Below are 15,353 nucleotides of genomic sequence, written 5' to 3' on the forward strand. Positions count from 1 at the left end.
ACCGGAGGCGCACAATGGGATCCGTGGCTTTTCCGATCGATGACCTGACCGGGTATTTCTCCGGCGAATGGCAGCTCGCGCGCGAAATCGTCGACGTCGACGGAGCGGCGCTGGGCGAGGCGAGCGGCCGGGCGACGTTCACCTGCGAGGACGGGGTGCTCGTCTATCGGGAGTCAGGAGAGCTGCAGCTCGGAGCGCATCGCGGACCATTTGTCCGGACTCTGCACTACCGTCCGTCCGGCGGCTCGCGCGCCGCGGTCCACTTCGACCACGGCGGGTTTTTCCACGACGTGGACCTGGCGACCGGCGAGTGGACAGCCGATCATCCGTGCGCCGCCGACTGGTATCGCGGGGCGTACCGCGTGCTAGACGCTCGCCAGTGGGAGCAGGAATGGGTGGTGACCGGACCGGCCAAGGACCACGTCATCACCAGCCGGTTCACGCGCGCGGACCGATGATCCTCCCGGTCTGGCGCAGGATTCCGCACTGCCGCACGTGAGATCCGCCGGATCTCGCAGCGAACGCGCTGCGTGAACTACTTCCGCCGGTTGCGCAGGATCACCAGCAGCACCGTGATCGCCGAAATCGCGCAGGCGGCGGCGATCACCATGCCCGCCCAGGCGGGAATCGCGATGCCGGCGATGTTGTCGAACCCGGGCAGGGCTCGGGGCGCGGTGATCGCCACGGGTCCCTCCGTTCGCGTCGTCGGCGTGCAGATCGCTCTCGCGCCGGAGTCTACCTGCCGCTGGCCGCGCGCGTCAGGTCCGAAGTGGACAGTTGCGGTCACCGCTGGTAGTCAACGGATTTTCCGTGCTGAAGCCGTGCGATCCGGTGCGAATGGACCCCTCGCGCCGCTCGAGTCACAGTGCTGGGCACAAGCGGATCTTCGAGGCATGATCGAGGCAAGCGCACGACGACGAAGAGGAGCGCGAGATGAATGTGGCCGATCTGCTCGTGGACGGATTCGGCCGGGTGCGGGAAGTGGTGCACCAGGCAGTCGACGGGCTGACCGCGGAGCAACTGGCGGCGCGCCCCGGCCCGGAAGCCAACTCGATCGGCTGGCTGGTCTGGCATTTGGCGCGGGTGCAAGACGACCATGTCGCGGACGTCGCGGGCACCGACCAGTTCTGGACGGCACAGGACTGGCGCGAGAAATTCGCCCTGCCGTTTCCCGCCGGCGACATCGGTTACGGGCACAGCAGCGACGACGTGGCCAAGGTCCAGCCGAAGTCGCCGGACTTGCTCACCGGCTACTACGACGCCGTGCACGAGCACACGGTGTCCTGGGTGACCAGCCTCAACGGAACGGCACTGGACCGCGTGGTCGACGAAGGCTGGAACCCGCCGGTCACGCTTGGAGTCCGGCTGGTCAGCGTGCTCTCCGACGACCTGCAACACGCCGGACAGGCCGCCTACGTGAGGGGGTTGCTGCTGGGATGACCTGGAGCGGCTGACGCGCTGAGCGAGTGACCGGCTGGCCTGGCAGCTCGCGCCGCGGCGCACGCGCACCGCCGCGGCTCTCTCGCTCCGTACCTGGGCCACGAACCGCCGCATTGCTCGCGCGGCGGCGGGCCGGGGGAGTGATGGCGACGCATGCTGGCCAACGCGCGGTGAGTGCGCGTGGTCAGAGTGGGACTGGCGGGCGTGGTGCGAGTGCGTTGCGAGAGCGGAACCGGTGGCTGAGGTGGGTGCGGTGCGAGCGCGCGGCGAGAGCGCGTGGCGAAGGCGGGCTGGCGGCTTAGTCGGGTGTGGCGAGGGAAGGTGGCGAGCGAGCGGAGGGTGGCTGAAGCGGCCGCCGTGCGAGCGCGCGGCGTGAGCAGGACTGGCGAGGGCGCTTGGCGAAAGCGGGGCTGGTGGCTGAGGTGGGTGCCGTGCGAGCGCACGGCGGTGCAGGACTGGCGGGTGTGGCGAGGGGATGTGGTGAGAGAACGGCCGGTGGCTGAGGTGGGTGCAGTCCGCGCGTGCGGCGAGAGCGGGACTGCTGACTGAGGTGCGCGCGTGAAGCGAGAGCGGGGCTGGCGGCTGAAGCAGGCGTGGTGATGGCATGTGGTGAAAGTTGGCTCGTCGCTGAGGCGAGCGCGCGGCGAGAGCGGGAGTGGCGAGGGAGGTGAGGATGTGCGGTGAGAGACGGGTTGCTGGCCAACGCGCAGTGAGAGCGTGCAGCGAGCTGGTGGCTGAAGCGCGCGGTGAGAGTGCGCCGTGAACACCGGGCTGGTAGCCGAAGCGGACGCGGCCTCGCGGAGGTGCAGTTCCGCAGAGAACTCCCGCAGTCCCACGCGAAGAAGCCTCGGCCGAGCAGCCAGCCAACCTCCCGGAGTCAGCTGCCGAGCGGTCTCACTCGAATCCGGCCCCCCGGTGGTCCGGCAGTCGGCGCGGGCCGGGGCCGTCTTGGCCTAGGCGGTCTTCTGGGTTGGCCAGGCGGCATTTGGCCAGGGACATGCAGCCGCAGCCGATGCAGTCGTTCAGTTGGTCGCGGAGTTGTTCCAGTTGGCGGATGCGCTGGTCCAGGTCGGAGCGCCAGCAGGACGAGATGCGGGACCAGTCGGCGCGGGTCGGGGTGCGGTCGTCCGGGAGGAGGGCCAGCACGTCGCGGATCTGCGCCAGCGGCATGCCCACCCGCTGCGACATGCGGATGAACGTGACCCGCCGCAGGGTGTCGCGGCGGTAGCGGCGCTGGTTGCCCGCGGTGCGCCTGCTTTGGATCAGGTTCTCGTCCTCGTAGAACCGGAGGGCCGACGCGGGTACGCCGCTGCGGTGGGAGAGTTCGCCCACGGTCAGTTCGGGCAGCTCCGTTTTCGCCATGCGCACAGCATAGCTTGACTTAAAGGGAGCTTGAAGTTCGAGACTCCTTTCCGGAGGCGGGAAACCTGTTCCGCCCCGGAAAAAAGGAGAAAAACGTGTCCGAAGCTCCCGTCCGGCTCGCTGTGCTCGTGGGCAGCGCCAGGGAAGGGCGGTTCGCCCCCACGGTCGTCCGCTGGTTCTCCCGCCAGGCCGACCGCCACGGCGGGTTCGAGGTCGACGTCCTCGACGTCGCCGAGATCTCGCTGCCGCTCGCGATGAACGGCGAGGGGGCCGCGCCCGTCGCTGCCCGGCTCGAAGCGGCGGACGCGTTCGTCGTGATCACGCCCGAGTACAACCACAGCTACCCGGCCGCGCTCAAGAACGTCCTCGACTCGTTCCGCGGCGAATGGCACGCGAAGCCGGTCGCGTTCGTGTCCTACGGCGGGATTTCCGGCGGGCTGCGCGCGGTCGAGCACCTCCGCCCGGTCTTCGCCGAACTGCACGCGGTCACCATCCGCGAAACCGTGAGCTTCCACGGGGTCCACGGGCGGTTCGGGGAGGACGGCGAACCGCTCGACCCTGCCGTCGAGACCGCGGCGAAGGCCTTGCTCGACCAGCTCGAATGGTGGGCTCGCGCGTTGCAGGACGCCCGATCGGTGCGGGCTTACCCGGCGTAGCGGCGCGGGATAGCGCTGGTCGGCGTGGTTGAAGCGCCGGGGTAGCCGTGCGGATGCTGCTCCGGCGGAGTTCGGACGGCTCGCTGCCGTGAACTGCGACGTGTTCCGTTTAGCCGAGGGGTGAGTCCGGGGCGGTGCTGGAAGCCGGTGGTGTGCTGGCTGACGGTGCGGCTCCGTTGGGCGATGCGGTTGCCCTTCCGGAAGAGGGGCGGCCGGACCATGTTCTGGGCCGGAACCGCTGCGATGGAAGAGGAATCCGGCGTTGCGGGAAGCCAGCGCAGTCTTGGTTGGCGACGCTGCGGCTCGGCGGAGCTTCCCGCTGCGATGGCTGAGGCTGGAGCACGCTTCGGTGCGGCCCCGTCCGACAAGGCAGCCAGTTCGGTGCGGCCCCGTCCGACAAGGCAGCGAGTCGGTGCGGCACCGGCCAACAAGGCGCTGAGTTCTGTGCGGCACCGTTCAACAAGGCAGTGCGTCCGGTGCCGCCCACCGGAACAGCAAATCCGGTGCGGTGCCGCAAACCCCCAACGGCACCGCACCGGACCGCCAAACGGTCAGCCAGCGTGACTGTCCACACCAGACCGTCGCGCGAAAGCGGGAGCGTGTTCCGGCCGCAACCCGACGCCGCCAAGGTAAGCAGTCACCCCGGAAAGCGCCGGGAACCGTTGCACCACCCGCATCGGTGCGGGCAAACGGTCCAGCGTCCCGGCTAGCGCGGGGCGCAGCAGCATCTCGTGTTCACCCCGCTGACTCGACTGCACCGCGACTGTCGGCAACAACCGGCGGCGGCGTACGGCGGCCAGGCGGGACACCGGAACTTCCCCGCGCCGCAACGGTTCCGCGAGGAGTCGTGCGGTGGCGACGGCGTCTTGCACGGCCAGGTTCACTCCGACACCGCCAACCGGCGACATCGGGTGGGCCGCGTCGCCGATGCACAACGCGCCGGGGGCGTGCCAGCGCGGCAGCAGGCCCATGGTCACTTCCAGCAACTTCACGTCGTCCCACGAGCGGACGGCGGACACTTGCGCGGGCGTCCAGCCGAACAACTCGGCCAGGCGTGAGCGGAAGTCTTCGATCGGGCCGGAACGCAGGCGGGCGTCTTGACCTCGGGGGATGAGGTACGAGGTCTGGTAGTAATCGCCGCGGTCCATGGTCACCGAGGCGTATCCGGGGCCGAACCGGGCGAACACCCCCTGTTCGCCCGGTCCGGCTTTCGGCACTCGCACCTGCCAGACGTCCATCGGGACGGCTGTCTCCCGCAATGCGAGGCCGAGTTCTTGGCGCACTTTCGACCAGCGTCCGTCGCAGCCCACGGTGAGCGGGGCTTCCAGTGCGGCAATGTCACCGCTGTCATCGCGGTAGTTGACGCCCGTGACGCGTCCGCCTTCGCGGCGCAGAGAGGTAACAGAAGCGCCCATGCGCAGGGTGAATTTCGGTTCGGCCGCACCGGCTTCGGCCAGCAGGCCCAGGAATTCGGCTTGCGGGACCATCGCGATGTGCTTGTGCGGGCCGCGCAGTCTGCTGAAGTCGGCGGCGATCACCGTTTCCTCGCCGATCTCCATTTTCATCCGTTCCAGGACCGAACGGGACAGTGCGGCGAACCGGGTGCCGAGGCCCAGTTCGTCCAGCAACCGCAGCGTCGACGGGTGCACGGTGTCGCCGCGGAAGTCCCGCAGGAAGTCGCGGTGCTTCTCCAGCACCACCACCTCGACCCCGGCCCGGGCCAGCAGCAGGCCCAGCATCACGCCTGCCGGACCGCCCCCGGCGACCACGCATCCGGTCCGTTCCATCGGGACCTCCAATCTTAGAGACTCTCTAAGTTTAGAGTAACGCTAAGATTCACGCCATGACCGGGTTGCGGGAAGAGAAGAAGCGGCGGACCCGCCAGGCGCTGATCGAGGCGGCGCTCACGCTGTTCGACGAGCAGGGCTACGACGGCACGACCGTCGCCGAGATCTCCGCGCGGGCGAAGGTGTCCCCGGCGACGTACTTCAACTACTTCGCAGCCAAAGAGGACGTCGTCTTCGCTGACCAGCATCTTTACGACGAGGTGGTGGACGGGGTCTTCGCCGCGGCGGAGCCGGGGACGCCGGTGGCGGAGATGGTGACCAGGACCGTCCACGCGCTGGTGACGGCGGACGCGTGGAGTTTCCCGCTGGACCATCCGCTCACCGAGGTGCGCACCCGGCTGCTGGCCGGGGTGCCCGCGTTGCGCGCGGGATACCTGCTGCGCAACGCGGCGGTGGGCGATCGGTGGGCGGAGAAGCTGTACGAGACGTGCGCGCCGCAGCTGGACCGGGTCGAGGCGGCCGCGCTGACCGGTGCGGTGTTCGGCGCGTTGGAGGCGGCGTTGCGGCAGGTGCCGCCGGGGGAGAGCGCGACGGAAGCCATGCTGGGGATAGTCGAGCGGGTCGTGCGCGGATTCGTGCCGGAAGGCTAGTTGCAGTACAGGGATTCGAGCTTGGTGTCCGAGGCGACCACGGTGATCCCCTTGCCGACCGGCTGCCCGGACGCCGCCAGCGACGCGGAGACAGTGCAGACCACCTGCTGCAGGCCGACGGGATACAGCAGTTTCATCGATTCGGAGACGGTCACGGTCACCGGCTGGGCCGAGGTGTCGACCGTGACGTGCCGGCCCGGCGAGAGCATCGAGTAGAAGCCCTCTTGTTCTTCCGTGCGAGTCGGGCCGCCGAACAGTTCCGTCAGCACCGTCGTGGGGGTCGCGTCCCTCGCCCAGGCACGTTGCACCGGGCTGAGCTGTCCCGCGTACACGAAGTAGAGCGTGATCTGCGGACGCGGCGTGCCCAGCTGGAAACCTCCGGGAGCGTCGCCGGCGGGGACCACTCCGGTCGGCTGGATACCGCAACCGGCGAGGGCCAAGACGGCAGCGAAAGCGACGAAGAGCCGCAGAAGTTTCATCGCTCCTCCTTCGCGGTGCGGGGCAGCCGGAGCGTGAACCGCGCCCCGTCGCCGGTGTTCGCCGCTTCGATGTCGCCGCCGTGCAGCCGGGCGTTTTCCAGCGCGATCGACAGGCCGAGGCCGCTGCCGTCGGACCGGGCGCGCGAGGTGTCGGCCTTCGCGAAGCGGTCGAACACCTTCGGCAGCACCTCCTCGGGGATGCCCGGGCCGTGGTCGGTGACAGTGAGGAAAACGGTCGTGTCGTCGGTGCTCAGCCGGATCTCGACCGGCGGCGCGCCGTGGCGCAGGGCGTTGCCGACCAGGTTGGCGACGACCAGGTCGAGCCGTCGCGGGTCTGCGGGCACGGAGACGCTCGGCAGGTCGGCCGCGACGGAGTCGGTCCAGCCGCGGGCGGCGACGCTGTTCGCGACTGCCTCGGCCAGGTCGACCTCCTCGACGCGCAGCTCGGCCCGTCCGGCGTCGAAGCGGGAGATCTCGACCAGGTCCTGCACGAGCCGGGTCAGCCGCCGCGTTTCGGCGGACACCAGGCGCGCCGCCACGGCGGTGTCCGCGGGCAGCTGGTCGGCGTCTTCGTCGAGGACGTCGGTGACCACGTTCATCGCGGCCAGCGGGGTGCGCAGCTCGTGCGAGACGTCCGCGACGAACCGGCGCGCGTCGGCCTCCATCTCGCGCAGCGAGCCGACGGTGCGTTCCAGTTCCGCCGCGGTGTGGTTGAACGTGGTGACCAGCTGGGCCAGCTCGTCGGAACCCTTCGCGGGCAGGCGCACGTCGAGCTGCCCGTCGCCGAGTTTGCGCGCCGCGGAGTTCAGCGCGCGCACCGGGCGCAGCACCTGCCGCGCGGCCAGCAGCGCCAGCGCGACCGCGATCGGCAGGGCCAGTGCGGTCATGACCCACGCGCGCGTCGCCAGCTGCTCGATCGCGGCCTGCTGGGTGGCGAGCGGGACCGTCTTGTAGACCTCGATGCCGGTGTGTTCGCCCTTCGTCGCGCCGTAGCGCAGCAGCGGCATCCCGATGTAGAGGACCGGGCGCCCGCCCTCGATGACGCGCTGGAACTGGATGCTGGTCCCGCCCGCGACCGCGGTGCGCAGCCCGCCGGGTATCTCCGCCGGGTTCAGCCCGACGTGCGAATGCAGCGACCCGAACACCACGGTCGTGACGCCCTTGAGCGAGCTCGCCATGTTGTCGAGCTGGCGCTGGTCGGGCGGCAGGGTCAGCTGCGGCAGGTACGTCCTGACCTCGTCGCGCAGCTGCACCATCGCCGGGTCCTGCACGCCGGCCAGGATCGTGTTGCGCGCGGACACGTAGCTCGCGCCCGCCGCCGCACCCGCGCCGACCAGCGTCATCGCCGCGAACGCCAGCACCAGCCGCAGGCGCAGCCCGGACACCCACGACCGGAGCCGTTTCACGAGCGGCCGAACCGGTAGCCGAAGCCGCGCACCGTCTGCACGTGGTCCGGCCGCGCCGGGACGTCCTCGATCTTCGCGCGCAGCCGCTGCACGCAGGCGTCGACCAGGCGGGAATCGCCGAGATAATCGTGTCCCCACACCGACGCCAGCAGCTGGCTGCGGCTGTACACCTGGCCCGGCGTGCGCGAGATCTCCAGCAGCAGCTTCAGTTCGGTCGGGGTGAGCGAAACCGGTTCGCCGTGTTTGCGCACCAGCATCCCGGCGCGGTCGATCACCAGGTCGCCGTGCTGTTCGGGGCCCGCGGCGCCGGGTTCGGCGGCGGTGCGGCGCAGCACCGCGCGGATGCGGGCGTCGAGCACGCGCGGTTCGACCGGCTTCACGACGTAGTCGTCCGCGCCCGCTTCGAGGCCGGCGACGATGTCGAAATCGTCGCTGCGCGCGGTGAGCATGATGATCGGCACCTGGCCGAGCGCGCGGATCCGGCGGCAGGTCTCGAACCCGTCGATGCCGGGCAGCATGAGGTCGAGCACCACGAGGTCCGGCACGCGTTCGCGCAGCTGCGCCACACCGTCCTCGCCGGTCGCCGCGGTGTGCACGGTGTGTCCTTGCCTGCGCAGCGCCAGTTCCATGCCCTCGCGGACGGACGCGTCGTCCTCGACCACCAACACCACAGCCACGGTGGCCATTATTCGGAATGCCCGCGGATTCGCGCGAGCCGGGCGGATCTTGTAGCGAAACCATGACACGGCCCTGACGAGATCTCGAAATCCCGCGGCCAGGCTCGAAGGCATGGCAGTACTGACTCCTGATCCGCCGACCGTGCCCCTGTTCGCGCCGCGCCACGCGCTCGCCCCGCCGCGGCGTTCGCGGACCGCGGTGCTGATCGCCGCGGCCATCGGGTTCGCGGGCGCGTTCGTCGTCGCCTACCTGCTGTTCGTGCGGACCGCGGCCGGGCAGCGCGCGGAGGACGGGGTCGTCCGCTTCGCGCAGGGCCTTCCGCGGTCCACTGTGGACTGGGCGCGGCCGCTGGCCGGGATCGACGGGGTCGAGGTGTTCGGCGCGGCCGGGATCGTCATCGTGGCGCTCGCGGTGCTGCGCAAGCGGTTCGCGCTCGGCGTGACCGCGCTGGTGCTGTACTTGCTGCCGCTGGCCGCCGCGCAGCTGCTCAAGATCTACCTGCTGGACCGGCCGGACGTGGGGTCGGCCGGGGCTCCGCACCACAACAGCTTCCCGAGCGGGCACGTGAGCGCGGCGACCGCCGTGCTGCTGGCACTGGCCGTGGTGCTGCCCGCGCGGTTCCGGACCTGGGTGCTCGCCGTGGGTGCGCCCGGCGTCGCCTGGGTGGCCGCGGCGACCGTCGCGCTCAGCTGGCACCGGCTCTCCGACACCGTGGGCGCCTGCCTGCTGGTGGCCGCGGTGGTGTCGGCGGGCGCGGCGGTCGTCTCGGCGCGGCGTCCGGACGGCAGCCGGATCCCGCCGGTGCGGACGGCGATCGCGCTGTTCGGGCCGGTCGCGGTGGTGCTGGGCGGCTACGCGGTGCTGTCCTCGGCGACGTCGGTTCCGGCCCGGTTCGTGGCGGCGCTGGTGCTCGCGGCGCTGAGCGCGGTGGCGGTGGTGTTGCTGGCCGCCGGACCGCTCCGGCGGGTGAACTTCGACCCGTCCGGGGCGCGGAACCGGCTCAGCGGAGGGTCGTGAGCGCGGATCCCCCGCCTACCCCGCGACAGCCGCTCACGACGGGTTCCGGCGCGGTTTGATCCGCACCGCGGGCAGCGGGGGAGCGGGCAGCCGCGCCGGCCCGCCGGGGTACGGCTCGATCGCGCCGAACTGGTCGGAGTTCGCCTCCCAGGCTTCGCGGTATTCGGCGATCTCGTCGTGGCTGCGGCCGACGAAGTTCCACCACATCAGGATTTCCTCGCCGAACGGCGGCCCGCCGAGCACAATCGCCCGCGCTGGGGACGACCCGGGGTTGTGCAGGTCGAGCGTGGTCGCGCCGATGCCGAGGTAGCCGAGCTGGGCCCGCTGCAGCGGGGTGCCCGCGAAGGTGAGCTCTCCGGTGTCGAGCAGGACGCCGTGCTCGAAGGACGGATCCGCGGCGAGGCTGAGCGATGCTCCCGGGTCGAGGACGATTTCCGCGCCCAGCAACGGAGTGAAGGTCTTGACCGGCGAGGTTTCCCCGGCCAGCGTGCCGAGGAAGACGCGTGCGGTCGCTCCGTCGAGGGCGGTGGACGGCGGGACGTAATGCTGGAAGTCGCGAGCGGTGTGCCGGTGCTCGTCCGGCAGCGCGACCCACAGCTGGACCCCGTGCAGCGTCGTGGTTTCCGGCGTCGACACCTCTTCGTGGCAGATGCCGTGCCCGCCGGTCATCAGGTTCAGCTCGCCGGGCCGGACCATCGCGTGCGAGCCGAGGCTGTCGCGGTGCTCGATCTCGCCGGTGAACAGCCAGCTCACCGTCTGCAGCCCGGTGTGCGGATGCGGGCCGACGGACATGCCGCCGCTGACGGAGGTGTCGTCGGGACCGTAGTGGTCGGCGAAGCACCACGCGCCGATCAGCGACCGCTGGCGTTGCGGCAGCGTGCGGCGGACCGGCATCGCGCGCGGGCCGCCGAGCGGCACGGAGCGGGCGTCGAGGATCTCGACCTTGCCGGGGTCAACAGGGTCGCCGCCGCAGGCTAGTTCGGCCGGGTCGGTCTCGACGTTGCTCATGCCCGACACGATAACCGGCGGTCAGCGGGCGGGGAGGTGGCGCAGCCAGTCGAGCGCGGTCGGGAGCGCGTTGAGCACCGAGATGTGCCCGTCGCGCGGACGGAGCCACAGTTCGGCGTCCGGGAGGTTCCGCACGAGCCATTCGCTGTGGCTGGCCGGGACGATCCGGTCCTCGCCGCCGTGCACCAGCAGCACCGGGACCCGCACGTCGGCGGCGGAGAAGCCCCACGGCGCGACGTACGCGAGGTCGTCGTCGGCTTCCGCGGCCACGTCCCCGGCAGCCCCGGCGTCCTCGCCGAGGGGACCCCACGTGCCGCGCAGCGCCGCCCAGTCCGCGTCGGTGAAGCTCGTCGGGTCGAATTCCTGCGTTTCTCCGTGCTGCAGCCGGGTTTCGCGGCCCTTGCGGGCGGCCCGCAACGAGCTGTCGTCGACCATCCCGCCGTACCAGTCGTACTCCTCGGAGTACGGAGCCAATCCGGCCAGGCACACGGCCGCGGTCACCCGATCCGGCAGCAGCGCGGCGCAAGCCAGCGTGTGCGGTCCGCCGCCGGACGCTCCCATCACCGCGAAACGCGGCAGGTCAATCGCATCGGCCAGCTGGCGCACGTCCTCGGCAGCCGAGCCCACCGTGCGGCCGACCTGCGGCGTGGATCCGCCGTACCCGGGCCGCGCATAGGAAACGACCCGGAATCCGCGCGCGGACGCGGCCTCGACCACCGGCGGCAGCAGGCGACCGGATTGCGGAGTTCCGTGGTGCCACACCAACGGGAATCCGTCGCCTTCGCTGTCGTGGATCCGAAGGTTGCGGCCGTCGGGCAGCGGCAAGTCAGTCGTCCCCATGCGGAGGACTCTAGCCACCCCGCCGCGCTCGATCGGCGAAATTGTCCCAAGCCTGGCGCACCAGCGCGGGATGCGCGAGGAGGTCCGACGCGGTGCGCGCCAACGCCGACGCGGTCGCGAGCAGCACCGTCCGGGCTCGCGGCGACCCGGTCGCCTCGGCGAACGCGCGGCTGCCGACCGCGCGCACCGGATCGTGGAGCGCGACGGACGGGTGGATCGTCGGCATCCGCACGCTCAGGTCGCCGACCTCGGGCCGGCCGGGAATCGCTGCGGACCCGGACGGGGACGCATGGATCCCGCACGCCGCGAGATGCCGGGCGAAATGCCCGGACAGCACCGGATTATCCTGGAACCGCGCGTGAATCGGGCCGAACCGTTCGACGTTCGCCTTGGTCCCGGTCGCCATCGCGGCACCTTCGGCGGCGGTGGTCACTTCGGTGACGACGTGTCCGAGCGTTGCGGAGTCCGGCGCGCGCAATCCAAAGCGGGCTTCGGCGAAATCGGGCACCACATCGGTGGATTCCCCGCCGTGCGTCACGATTCCCTGCACCGCCGCGCCGGCGGGCAGCCGGGCCCGCAGCGCGGCGATCGCGGTGAAAACCTGCACCAGCCCGGCGACCGCGTCGGTGCTGTCTTCCGGCGCCGGCCCGGAATTCCCGTGCACGGTCACCCGCAGCTCGGTCCGCGCGGCGAGCGGCGCGGCGGCCCAGGTGTGCACGCCGGGCTGGAAAGTCAGCACCGCGTCGATCTCGTCGCCCGCGCGGTCGATGACGACGACGGAACCGGATTCCAGCGTCGCCGCGGTGGCGAGCGCGGCGCCGAGCACCGCCGCGGCGACGAGGTTGTGCCCGAACTCCCGGTGCCGGTCGGACGGGAGCAGCAGGGCGACGCACGGACGGCCGGAGCCGTACCGCGCGACGCCGCCGTCGACGGCGAACCCGGCCTCGGCGAGCGGGCCGAGCTCCGGCCCCCGCTCGCCGTCCGGTTCGCGGGACCAGGCCCAAAGCCGCTCGGCGAGCAGCTCGATTTCGTGGTCGGTCCGGTCGTGCCGGTCCTCGTCGGACTCCATGCCGCCCAGGTACCCACCGGGCAGCGATTCGATCCCCTTCGAAAGTGGGTAATTCGGCCGTTGGCGCGCCCGGGCCGGTGCGCGAGGGTCACGGGCATGACAGCGGGAAGCTACCGGGTGCTGCCGGCCGAGGTGTCGGCGATCGTGAAGAACGTGGAGGGCCTCGGCGCCGCGGCGTTCTCGGCCGTTCGCGACCTCGAGACGCTCGTGATCGACGCCTTGTCGTTCGCGGGCATCGGCAGCGGGGTCGCCGCGGCGAACACCTTGCTGCAGTCGAAACTCGTGTCCTCGCTCGGCGATTTCGTGAAGCTGATCGAACAGGTCAACGGCAAGGTGCAGCACGCGGCGCGGAACTACGCCGACGCCGACACCGCGGTGGCCCAGGGCTACGGCGGCGGCACGGGCGGCGGGGGAGCCGGGGCCGGCGGCGGCGGTGCGGCTGCTGGGGGTGCCGCACCGCAGCAGCTGGACGACCGGGTCGTCGATTCGATCATGCGGTCCGAGGGCGCGACCGGCGAACAGGGCGGCGTGCGCGAGGCGTACGGCTTCCGCGAGAGCATGCACAACGGCTACGACCAGATCATGGCCGCCCGCCGGGAATACGGCCTCGGCAGCGCCGAAGAACGCGCGGTGGTCGCGCAGCTGATGACCGCGAACGCGCGCCGCGCCGGGGCGATGGAGTTCACCGACGCGGGCACCCAGGCCGCGATCATGTCCGGCGCGCACATGCGCGGCGCGGGCGGCGTCCGGGCGATCCTCAACCACATGGGCGGCGCGGACATCGTGCAGAGCGCGCGCACCCTCGACCCGGACGCCGTGCAGCATCTGCGGAGCCTGACGCCGCAGGAATTCCAGCAGCAGTTCCACGACGCGCGGATCGAATACGACCGCGAGGTCTACGGCGACACGACCACCCGGCAGAACGGGCACACGCAGAACTGGTGGGACCGCTACGGAAACGGCCTGACCCAGCGCTACGACCGCGAGCAGCAGGAGTTCCTGCGGATGTCGCGGTAATCCCGTTCAGTCCAGATCGGACAGCCGGGCCGTCAGGTCCTCGACCAGCTTCGTCATGAGGCGGTCGAGGAGCTGGCGGTCTTCGGCGGTCCAGTCGCTCATCGCGTCGGCGAACCAGCCCTCGATGACCGCGACGTAGCGTTCGGCCGCCGTTTTCCCTTCCGGCGTCAGCTCGATCAGCCGCGCCCGCTGGTCGTCCGGGTCGGCCACGCGCCGCACCAGCCCGCGGCTTTCCAGCCCCTGCACCTGCCGCGTCACGTGCGGCCCGACGACGTTCATCCGGTTCGCGATCTCGCCGACCCGCAGCGGCGCGTCCTCGATGTGCAGGATGCCGAGCACGCTCATCGCCGGCCGCTCCAGGGGCAGCCCGGTCGCCTCGACCGCGCGCTCGAACAGCTTGCCCCGGCGCAGCGTCCCGCTCAGTTCGTTCAGCCGGGGGAGCAGGTCCCGGAACAGGGAAGGGACGGCGGACATCGCGGGCTCCTTGAATAGATACCTAACTTAGGTATACAGTTGGGTCACCGGGATCGCGCGAGGCGGTTCCGGCCGGTCTCGAAAATGATACCTAAGGTAGGCATCTATCGCCTGCCGGGGAACTAAGGGGAGAACCATGAGCAGGAGTGTGCTGATCTCGGGGGCGAGCATCGCGGGTCCGGCGCTGGCGTACTGGCTGAACCGGTACGGCTTCGCGGTCACCGTGGTGGAGAAGGCGGCCGCGGTGCGCGGCGGCGGGTACCCGATCGACATGCGCGGCCCGGCCGTCGAGGTGCTGCGGCGGATGGGGCTGGCGGAGCAGGCGCGGGAGCGGCACGTCGCCACCCGGCGGCTCTCGTTCCTCGACGCGGACGGGAGCGTGCTGAACAGCGTCGCGCCGACCGTGATCACCGGGGACGAGGCCGGGCACGACATCGAACTGGCCCGCGGCGACCTCACCAGCCTGTTGTACGACGCGGTCCGCGACGACGTCGAGTTCCGCTTCTCGGAGTCGATCGCCGCGCTGGACGACCGCGGCGACGCGGTCGACGTGACCTTCGCCAGCGGCCGGAGCCAGACGTTCGACCTGGTCATCGGCGCGGACGGGCTGCACTCGAAGACCCGTTCGCTGGCGTTCGGGCCGGAGGAGCAGTTCCACCGCTACCTCGGCTACTGCTTCGCCGGATTCACCATGCCGAACTACCTCGGCCTCTCGCACGAGGGCAGGTCCTGGGCGGTGGCGGGCCGGTCGGCGTCGCTCTACGCCGCGGGCAACCGCGACGGCGACCACGTGCACGGGTTCCTGGTGTTCACCCGCGCCGACGCGCCCTTCGAAGCGTTCGCCGACCCGGCCGCGCAGCGCGAACTGGTCGCGAGCCGTTTCGAGGGCTGCGGCTGGGAGGTGCCGCGGATGGTCGAGGCGATGCGCTCGGCGGACGACCTGTTCTTCGACGTGGTCAGCCAGATCCACATGCCGGTGTGGTCGAAGGGACGCGTTGCGCTGGCCGGGGACGCCGCGCACGCGACGTCGTTCCTGTCCGGGCAGGGGTCGAGTCTCGCGATGATCGGTGCGTACTTGCTGGCGTACGAGCTGGCGGACGCCCCGCACGACGTCGCTTTCGCGGCGTACGAGCGGCGGTCGCGGGAGTTCGTGGAGGCCAACCAGGCGTTGGCGACGGGCGGGTCGGCGCTGATGTCGCCGCGGACCGAGGCGGAGGTGGCGGCGCGAAGCGCGGCGTTGCGGGCGCTGGACGGGCTGCCGGGGGAGGAGCACAGCGAGGTGCACAACTTGCTGACGCTGCCGCCGGAGCGCACGACCGTCTGAATCGTGCGTGCCTGCGCCGGTGAGAACCGGAATTGCCGCGCACGAGGGCGAGTGGTGGGGCGGTCGTGCGTGCCTGCCGGGGTTGAACCGCGATCGCCGCACGGGCTTTCCCCGACGCGCGGCGACCGGGCGCGGCGTGCGAGGCT

The 15,353-nt window shown here is 71.1% G+C and carries 17 protein-coding genes; 7 read left to right on the forward strand and 10 right to left on the reverse strand.

The window, feature by feature from the left end; all coding sequences use genetic code 11:
* Positions 1-23: 23 nt before the first annotated feature.
* On the forward strand, positions 24-458 hold the full coding sequence (locus WA670_RS37130) for a DUF6314 family protein (RefSeq protein ID WP_238605470.1): 435 nt from the start codon (positions 24-26) through the stop codon (positions 456-458).
* A gap of 77 nt (positions 459-535) precedes the next feature.
* On the opposite strand, the gene WA670_RS37135 is transcribed toward WA670_RS37130, so the two are convergent.
* Entirely contained in the window at positions 536-685 is a 150-nt protein-coding gene (locus WA670_RS37135) for a hypothetical protein (RefSeq protein WP_158714476.1), read from the reverse strand.
* Positions 686-933: 248 nt separating this feature from the next.
* Here WA670_RS37135 and WA670_RS37140 point away from each other — a divergent pair, with 248 nt between their 5' ends.
* Entirely contained in the window at positions 934-1,440 is a 507-nt protein-coding gene (locus WA670_RS37140; protein WP_037812365.1) for a mycothiol transferase, read from the forward strand.
* Positions 1,441-2,334: 894 nt separating this feature from the next.
* On the opposite strand, the gene soxR is transcribed toward WA670_RS37140, so the two are convergent.
* On the reverse strand, positions 2,335-2,802 hold the full coding sequence (gene soxR, locus WA670_RS37145) for a redox-sensitive transcriptional activator SoxR (RefSeq protein ID WP_134670128.1): 468 nt from the start codon (positions 2,800-2,802) through the stop codon (positions 2,335-2,337).
* Positions 2,803-2,897: 95 nt separating this feature from the next.
* Between soxR and WA670_RS37150 the strand changes: the two genes are divergently transcribed.
* Positions 2,898-3,458, forward strand: coding sequence for an NADPH-dependent FMN reductase (locus tag WA670_RS37150; protein ID WP_336160944.1), 561 nt, complete (start codon positions 2,898-2,900; stop codon positions 3,456-3,458).
* Between the two features lie 551 nt (positions 3,459-4,009).
* On the opposite strand, the gene WA670_RS37155 is transcribed toward WA670_RS37150, so the two are convergent.
* Entirely contained in the window at positions 4,010-5,245 is a 1,236-nt protein-coding gene (locus tag WA670_RS37155) for an FAD-dependent oxidoreductase (RefSeq protein ID WP_336160946.1), read from the reverse strand.
* Positions 5,246-5,301: 56 nt separating this feature from the next.
* On the opposite strand from WA670_RS37155, the gene WA670_RS37160 reads away from it, so the two are divergent.
* Entirely contained in the window at positions 5,302-5,895 is a 594-nt protein-coding gene (locus tag WA670_RS37160; RefSeq protein ID WP_336160948.1) for a TetR/AcrR family transcriptional regulator, read from the forward strand.
* On the opposite strand, the gene WA670_RS37165 is transcribed toward WA670_RS37160, so the two are convergent.
* The 3 genes from WA670_RS37165 to WA670_RS37175 are packed head-to-tail and all read right to left on the reverse strand — an operon-like array spanning position 5,892 to position 8,457.
* Complete coding sequence (locus WA670_RS37165; protein ID WP_037812357.1) at positions 5,892-6,374, reverse strand: hypothetical protein; 483 nt, start codon at positions 6,372-6,374, stop codon at positions 5,892-5,894. The two genes, WA670_RS37160 and WA670_RS37165, sit on opposite strands and share 4 nt — an antisense overlap.
* The gene (locus tag WA670_RS37170) at positions 6,371-7,717 is read right to left on the reverse strand and encodes a HAMP domain-containing sensor histidine kinase (protein ID WP_336161041.1); all 1,347 of its coding nucleotides are present in this window, start codon (positions 7,715-7,717) and stop codon (positions 6,371-6,373) included. The genes WA670_RS37165 and WA670_RS37170 overlap by 4 nt, the downstream gene beginning before the upstream one ends.
* A gap of 59 nt (positions 7,718-7,776) precedes the next feature.
* A complete protein-coding gene (locus WA670_RS37175; protein ID WP_336160951.1) occupies positions 7,777-8,457 on the reverse strand; it encodes a response regulator transcription factor in 681 nt (226 codons plus the stop codon).
* A 112-nt stretch (positions 8,458-8,569) separates the two neighbouring features.
* Between WA670_RS37175 and WA670_RS37180 the strand changes: the two genes are divergently transcribed.
* Complete coding sequence (locus tag WA670_RS37180; protein ID WP_336160953.1) at positions 8,570-9,475, forward strand: phosphatase PAP2 family protein; 906 nt, start codon at positions 8,570-8,572, stop codon at positions 9,473-9,475.
* 33 nt (positions 9,476-9,508) lie between these two features.
* On the opposite strand, the gene WA670_RS37185 is transcribed toward WA670_RS37180, so the two are convergent.
* From WA670_RS37185 to WA670_RS37195, 3 genes are read right to left on the reverse strand one after another with little or no spacing between them, the layout of a single operon-like run.
* Complete coding sequence (locus WA670_RS37185) at positions 9,509-10,483, reverse strand: pirin family protein (RefSeq protein ID WP_336160955.1); 975 nt, start codon at positions 10,481-10,483, stop codon at positions 9,509-9,511.
* A 21-nt stretch (positions 10,484-10,504) separates the two neighbouring features.
* Positions 10,505-11,323 (reverse strand): alpha/beta fold hydrolase, encoded by an 819-nt coding sequence (locus tag WA670_RS37190; RefSeq protein WP_336160957.1) that lies wholly within the window; start codon positions 11,321-11,323, stop codon positions 10,505-10,507.
* Positions 11,324-11,333: 10 nt separating this feature from the next.
* Positions 11,334-12,392, reverse strand: a complete 1,059-nt coding sequence (locus WA670_RS37195) for a hypothetical protein (RefSeq protein WP_336160959.1) — start codon at positions 12,390-12,392, stop codon at positions 11,334-11,336.
* 96 nt (positions 12,393-12,488) lie between these two features.
* On the opposite strand from WA670_RS37195, the gene WA670_RS37200 reads away from it, so the two are divergent.
* Positions 12,489-13,409, forward strand: a complete 921-nt coding sequence (locus WA670_RS37200; RefSeq protein WP_336160962.1) for a hypothetical protein — start codon at positions 12,489-12,491, stop codon at positions 13,407-13,409.
* Between the two features lie 6 nt (positions 13,410-13,415).
* Here the strand turns inward: WA670_RS37200 and WA670_RS37205 are convergent, their stop codons facing one another.
* Positions 13,416-13,883, reverse strand: a complete 468-nt coding sequence (locus WA670_RS37205) for a MarR family winged helix-turn-helix transcriptional regulator (protein ID WP_037812343.1) — start codon at positions 13,881-13,883, stop codon at positions 13,416-13,418.
* 136 nt (positions 13,884-14,019) lie between these two features.
* On the opposite strand from WA670_RS37205, the gene WA670_RS37210 reads away from it, so the two are divergent.
* Complete coding sequence (locus WA670_RS37210; protein ID WP_336160964.1) at positions 14,020-15,207, forward strand: FAD-dependent monooxygenase; 1,188 nt, start codon at positions 14,020-14,022, stop codon at positions 15,205-15,207.
* Positions 15,208-15,353 lie beyond the last annotated feature (146 nt).

This window comes from Amycolatopsis sp. VC5-11 (assembly GCF_037034185.1).
Lineage (GTDB): Bacteria > Actinomycetota > Actinomycetes > Mycobacteriales > Pseudonocardiaceae > Amycolatopsis > Amycolatopsis nivea.

What these genes read in the sequence shown, in the direction of transcription:
- WA670_RS37140 (WP_037812365.1), top strand. Translation starts at nt 934, where the DNA reads ATGAATGTGGCCGATCTGCTCGTGGACGGATTCGGCCGGGTGCGGGAA.
- soxR (WP_134670128.1), bottom strand. Translation starts at nt 2,802, where the DNA reads ATGGCGAAAACGGAGCTGCCCGAACTGACCGTGGGCGAACTCTCCCAC.
- WA670_RS37155 (WP_336160946.1), bottom strand. Translation starts at nt 5,245, where the DNA reads ATGGAACGGACCGGATGCGTGGTCGCCGGGGGCGGTCCGGCAGGCGTG.
- WA670_RS37160 (WP_336160948.1), top strand. Translation starts at nt 5,302, where the DNA reads ATGACCGGGTTGCGGGAAGAGAAGAAGCGGCGGACCCGCCAGGCGCTG.
- WA670_RS37165 (WP_037812357.1), bottom strand. Translation starts at nt 6,374, where the DNA reads ATGAAACTTCTGCGGCTCTTCGTCGCTTTCGCTGCCGTCTTGGCCCTC.
- WA670_RS37170 (WP_336161041.1), bottom strand. Translation starts at nt 7,717, where the DNA reads ATGACGCTGGTCGGCGCGGGTGCGGCGGCGGGCGCGAGCTACGTGTCC.
- WA670_RS37180 (WP_336160953.1), top strand. Translation starts at nt 8,570, where the DNA reads ATGGCAGTACTGACTCCTGATCCGCCGACCGTGCCCCTGTTCGCGCCG.
- WA670_RS37185 (WP_336160955.1), bottom strand. Translation starts at nt 10,483, where the DNA reads ATGAGCAACGTCGAGACCGACCCGGCCGAACTAGCCTGCGGCGGCGAC.
- WA670_RS37190 (WP_336160957.1), bottom strand. Translation starts at nt 11,323, where the DNA reads ATGGGGACGACTGACTTGCCGCTGCCCGACGGCCGCAACCTTCGGATC.
- WA670_RS37195 (WP_336160959.1), bottom strand. Translation starts at nt 12,392, where the DNA reads ATGGAGTCCGACGAGGACCGGCACGACCGGACCGACCACGAAATCGAG.
- WA670_RS37200 (WP_336160962.1), top strand. Translation starts at nt 12,489, where the DNA reads ATGACAGCGGGAAGCTACCGGGTGCTGCCGGCCGAGGTGTCGGCGATC.
- WA670_RS37205 (WP_037812343.1), bottom strand. Translation starts at nt 13,883, where the DNA reads ATGTCCGCCGTCCCTTCCCTGTTCCGGGACCTGCTCCCCCGGCTGAAC.
- WA670_RS37210 (WP_336160964.1), top strand. Translation starts at nt 14,020, where the DNA reads ATGAGCAGGAGTGTGCTGATCTCGGGGGCGAGCATCGCGGGTCCGGCG.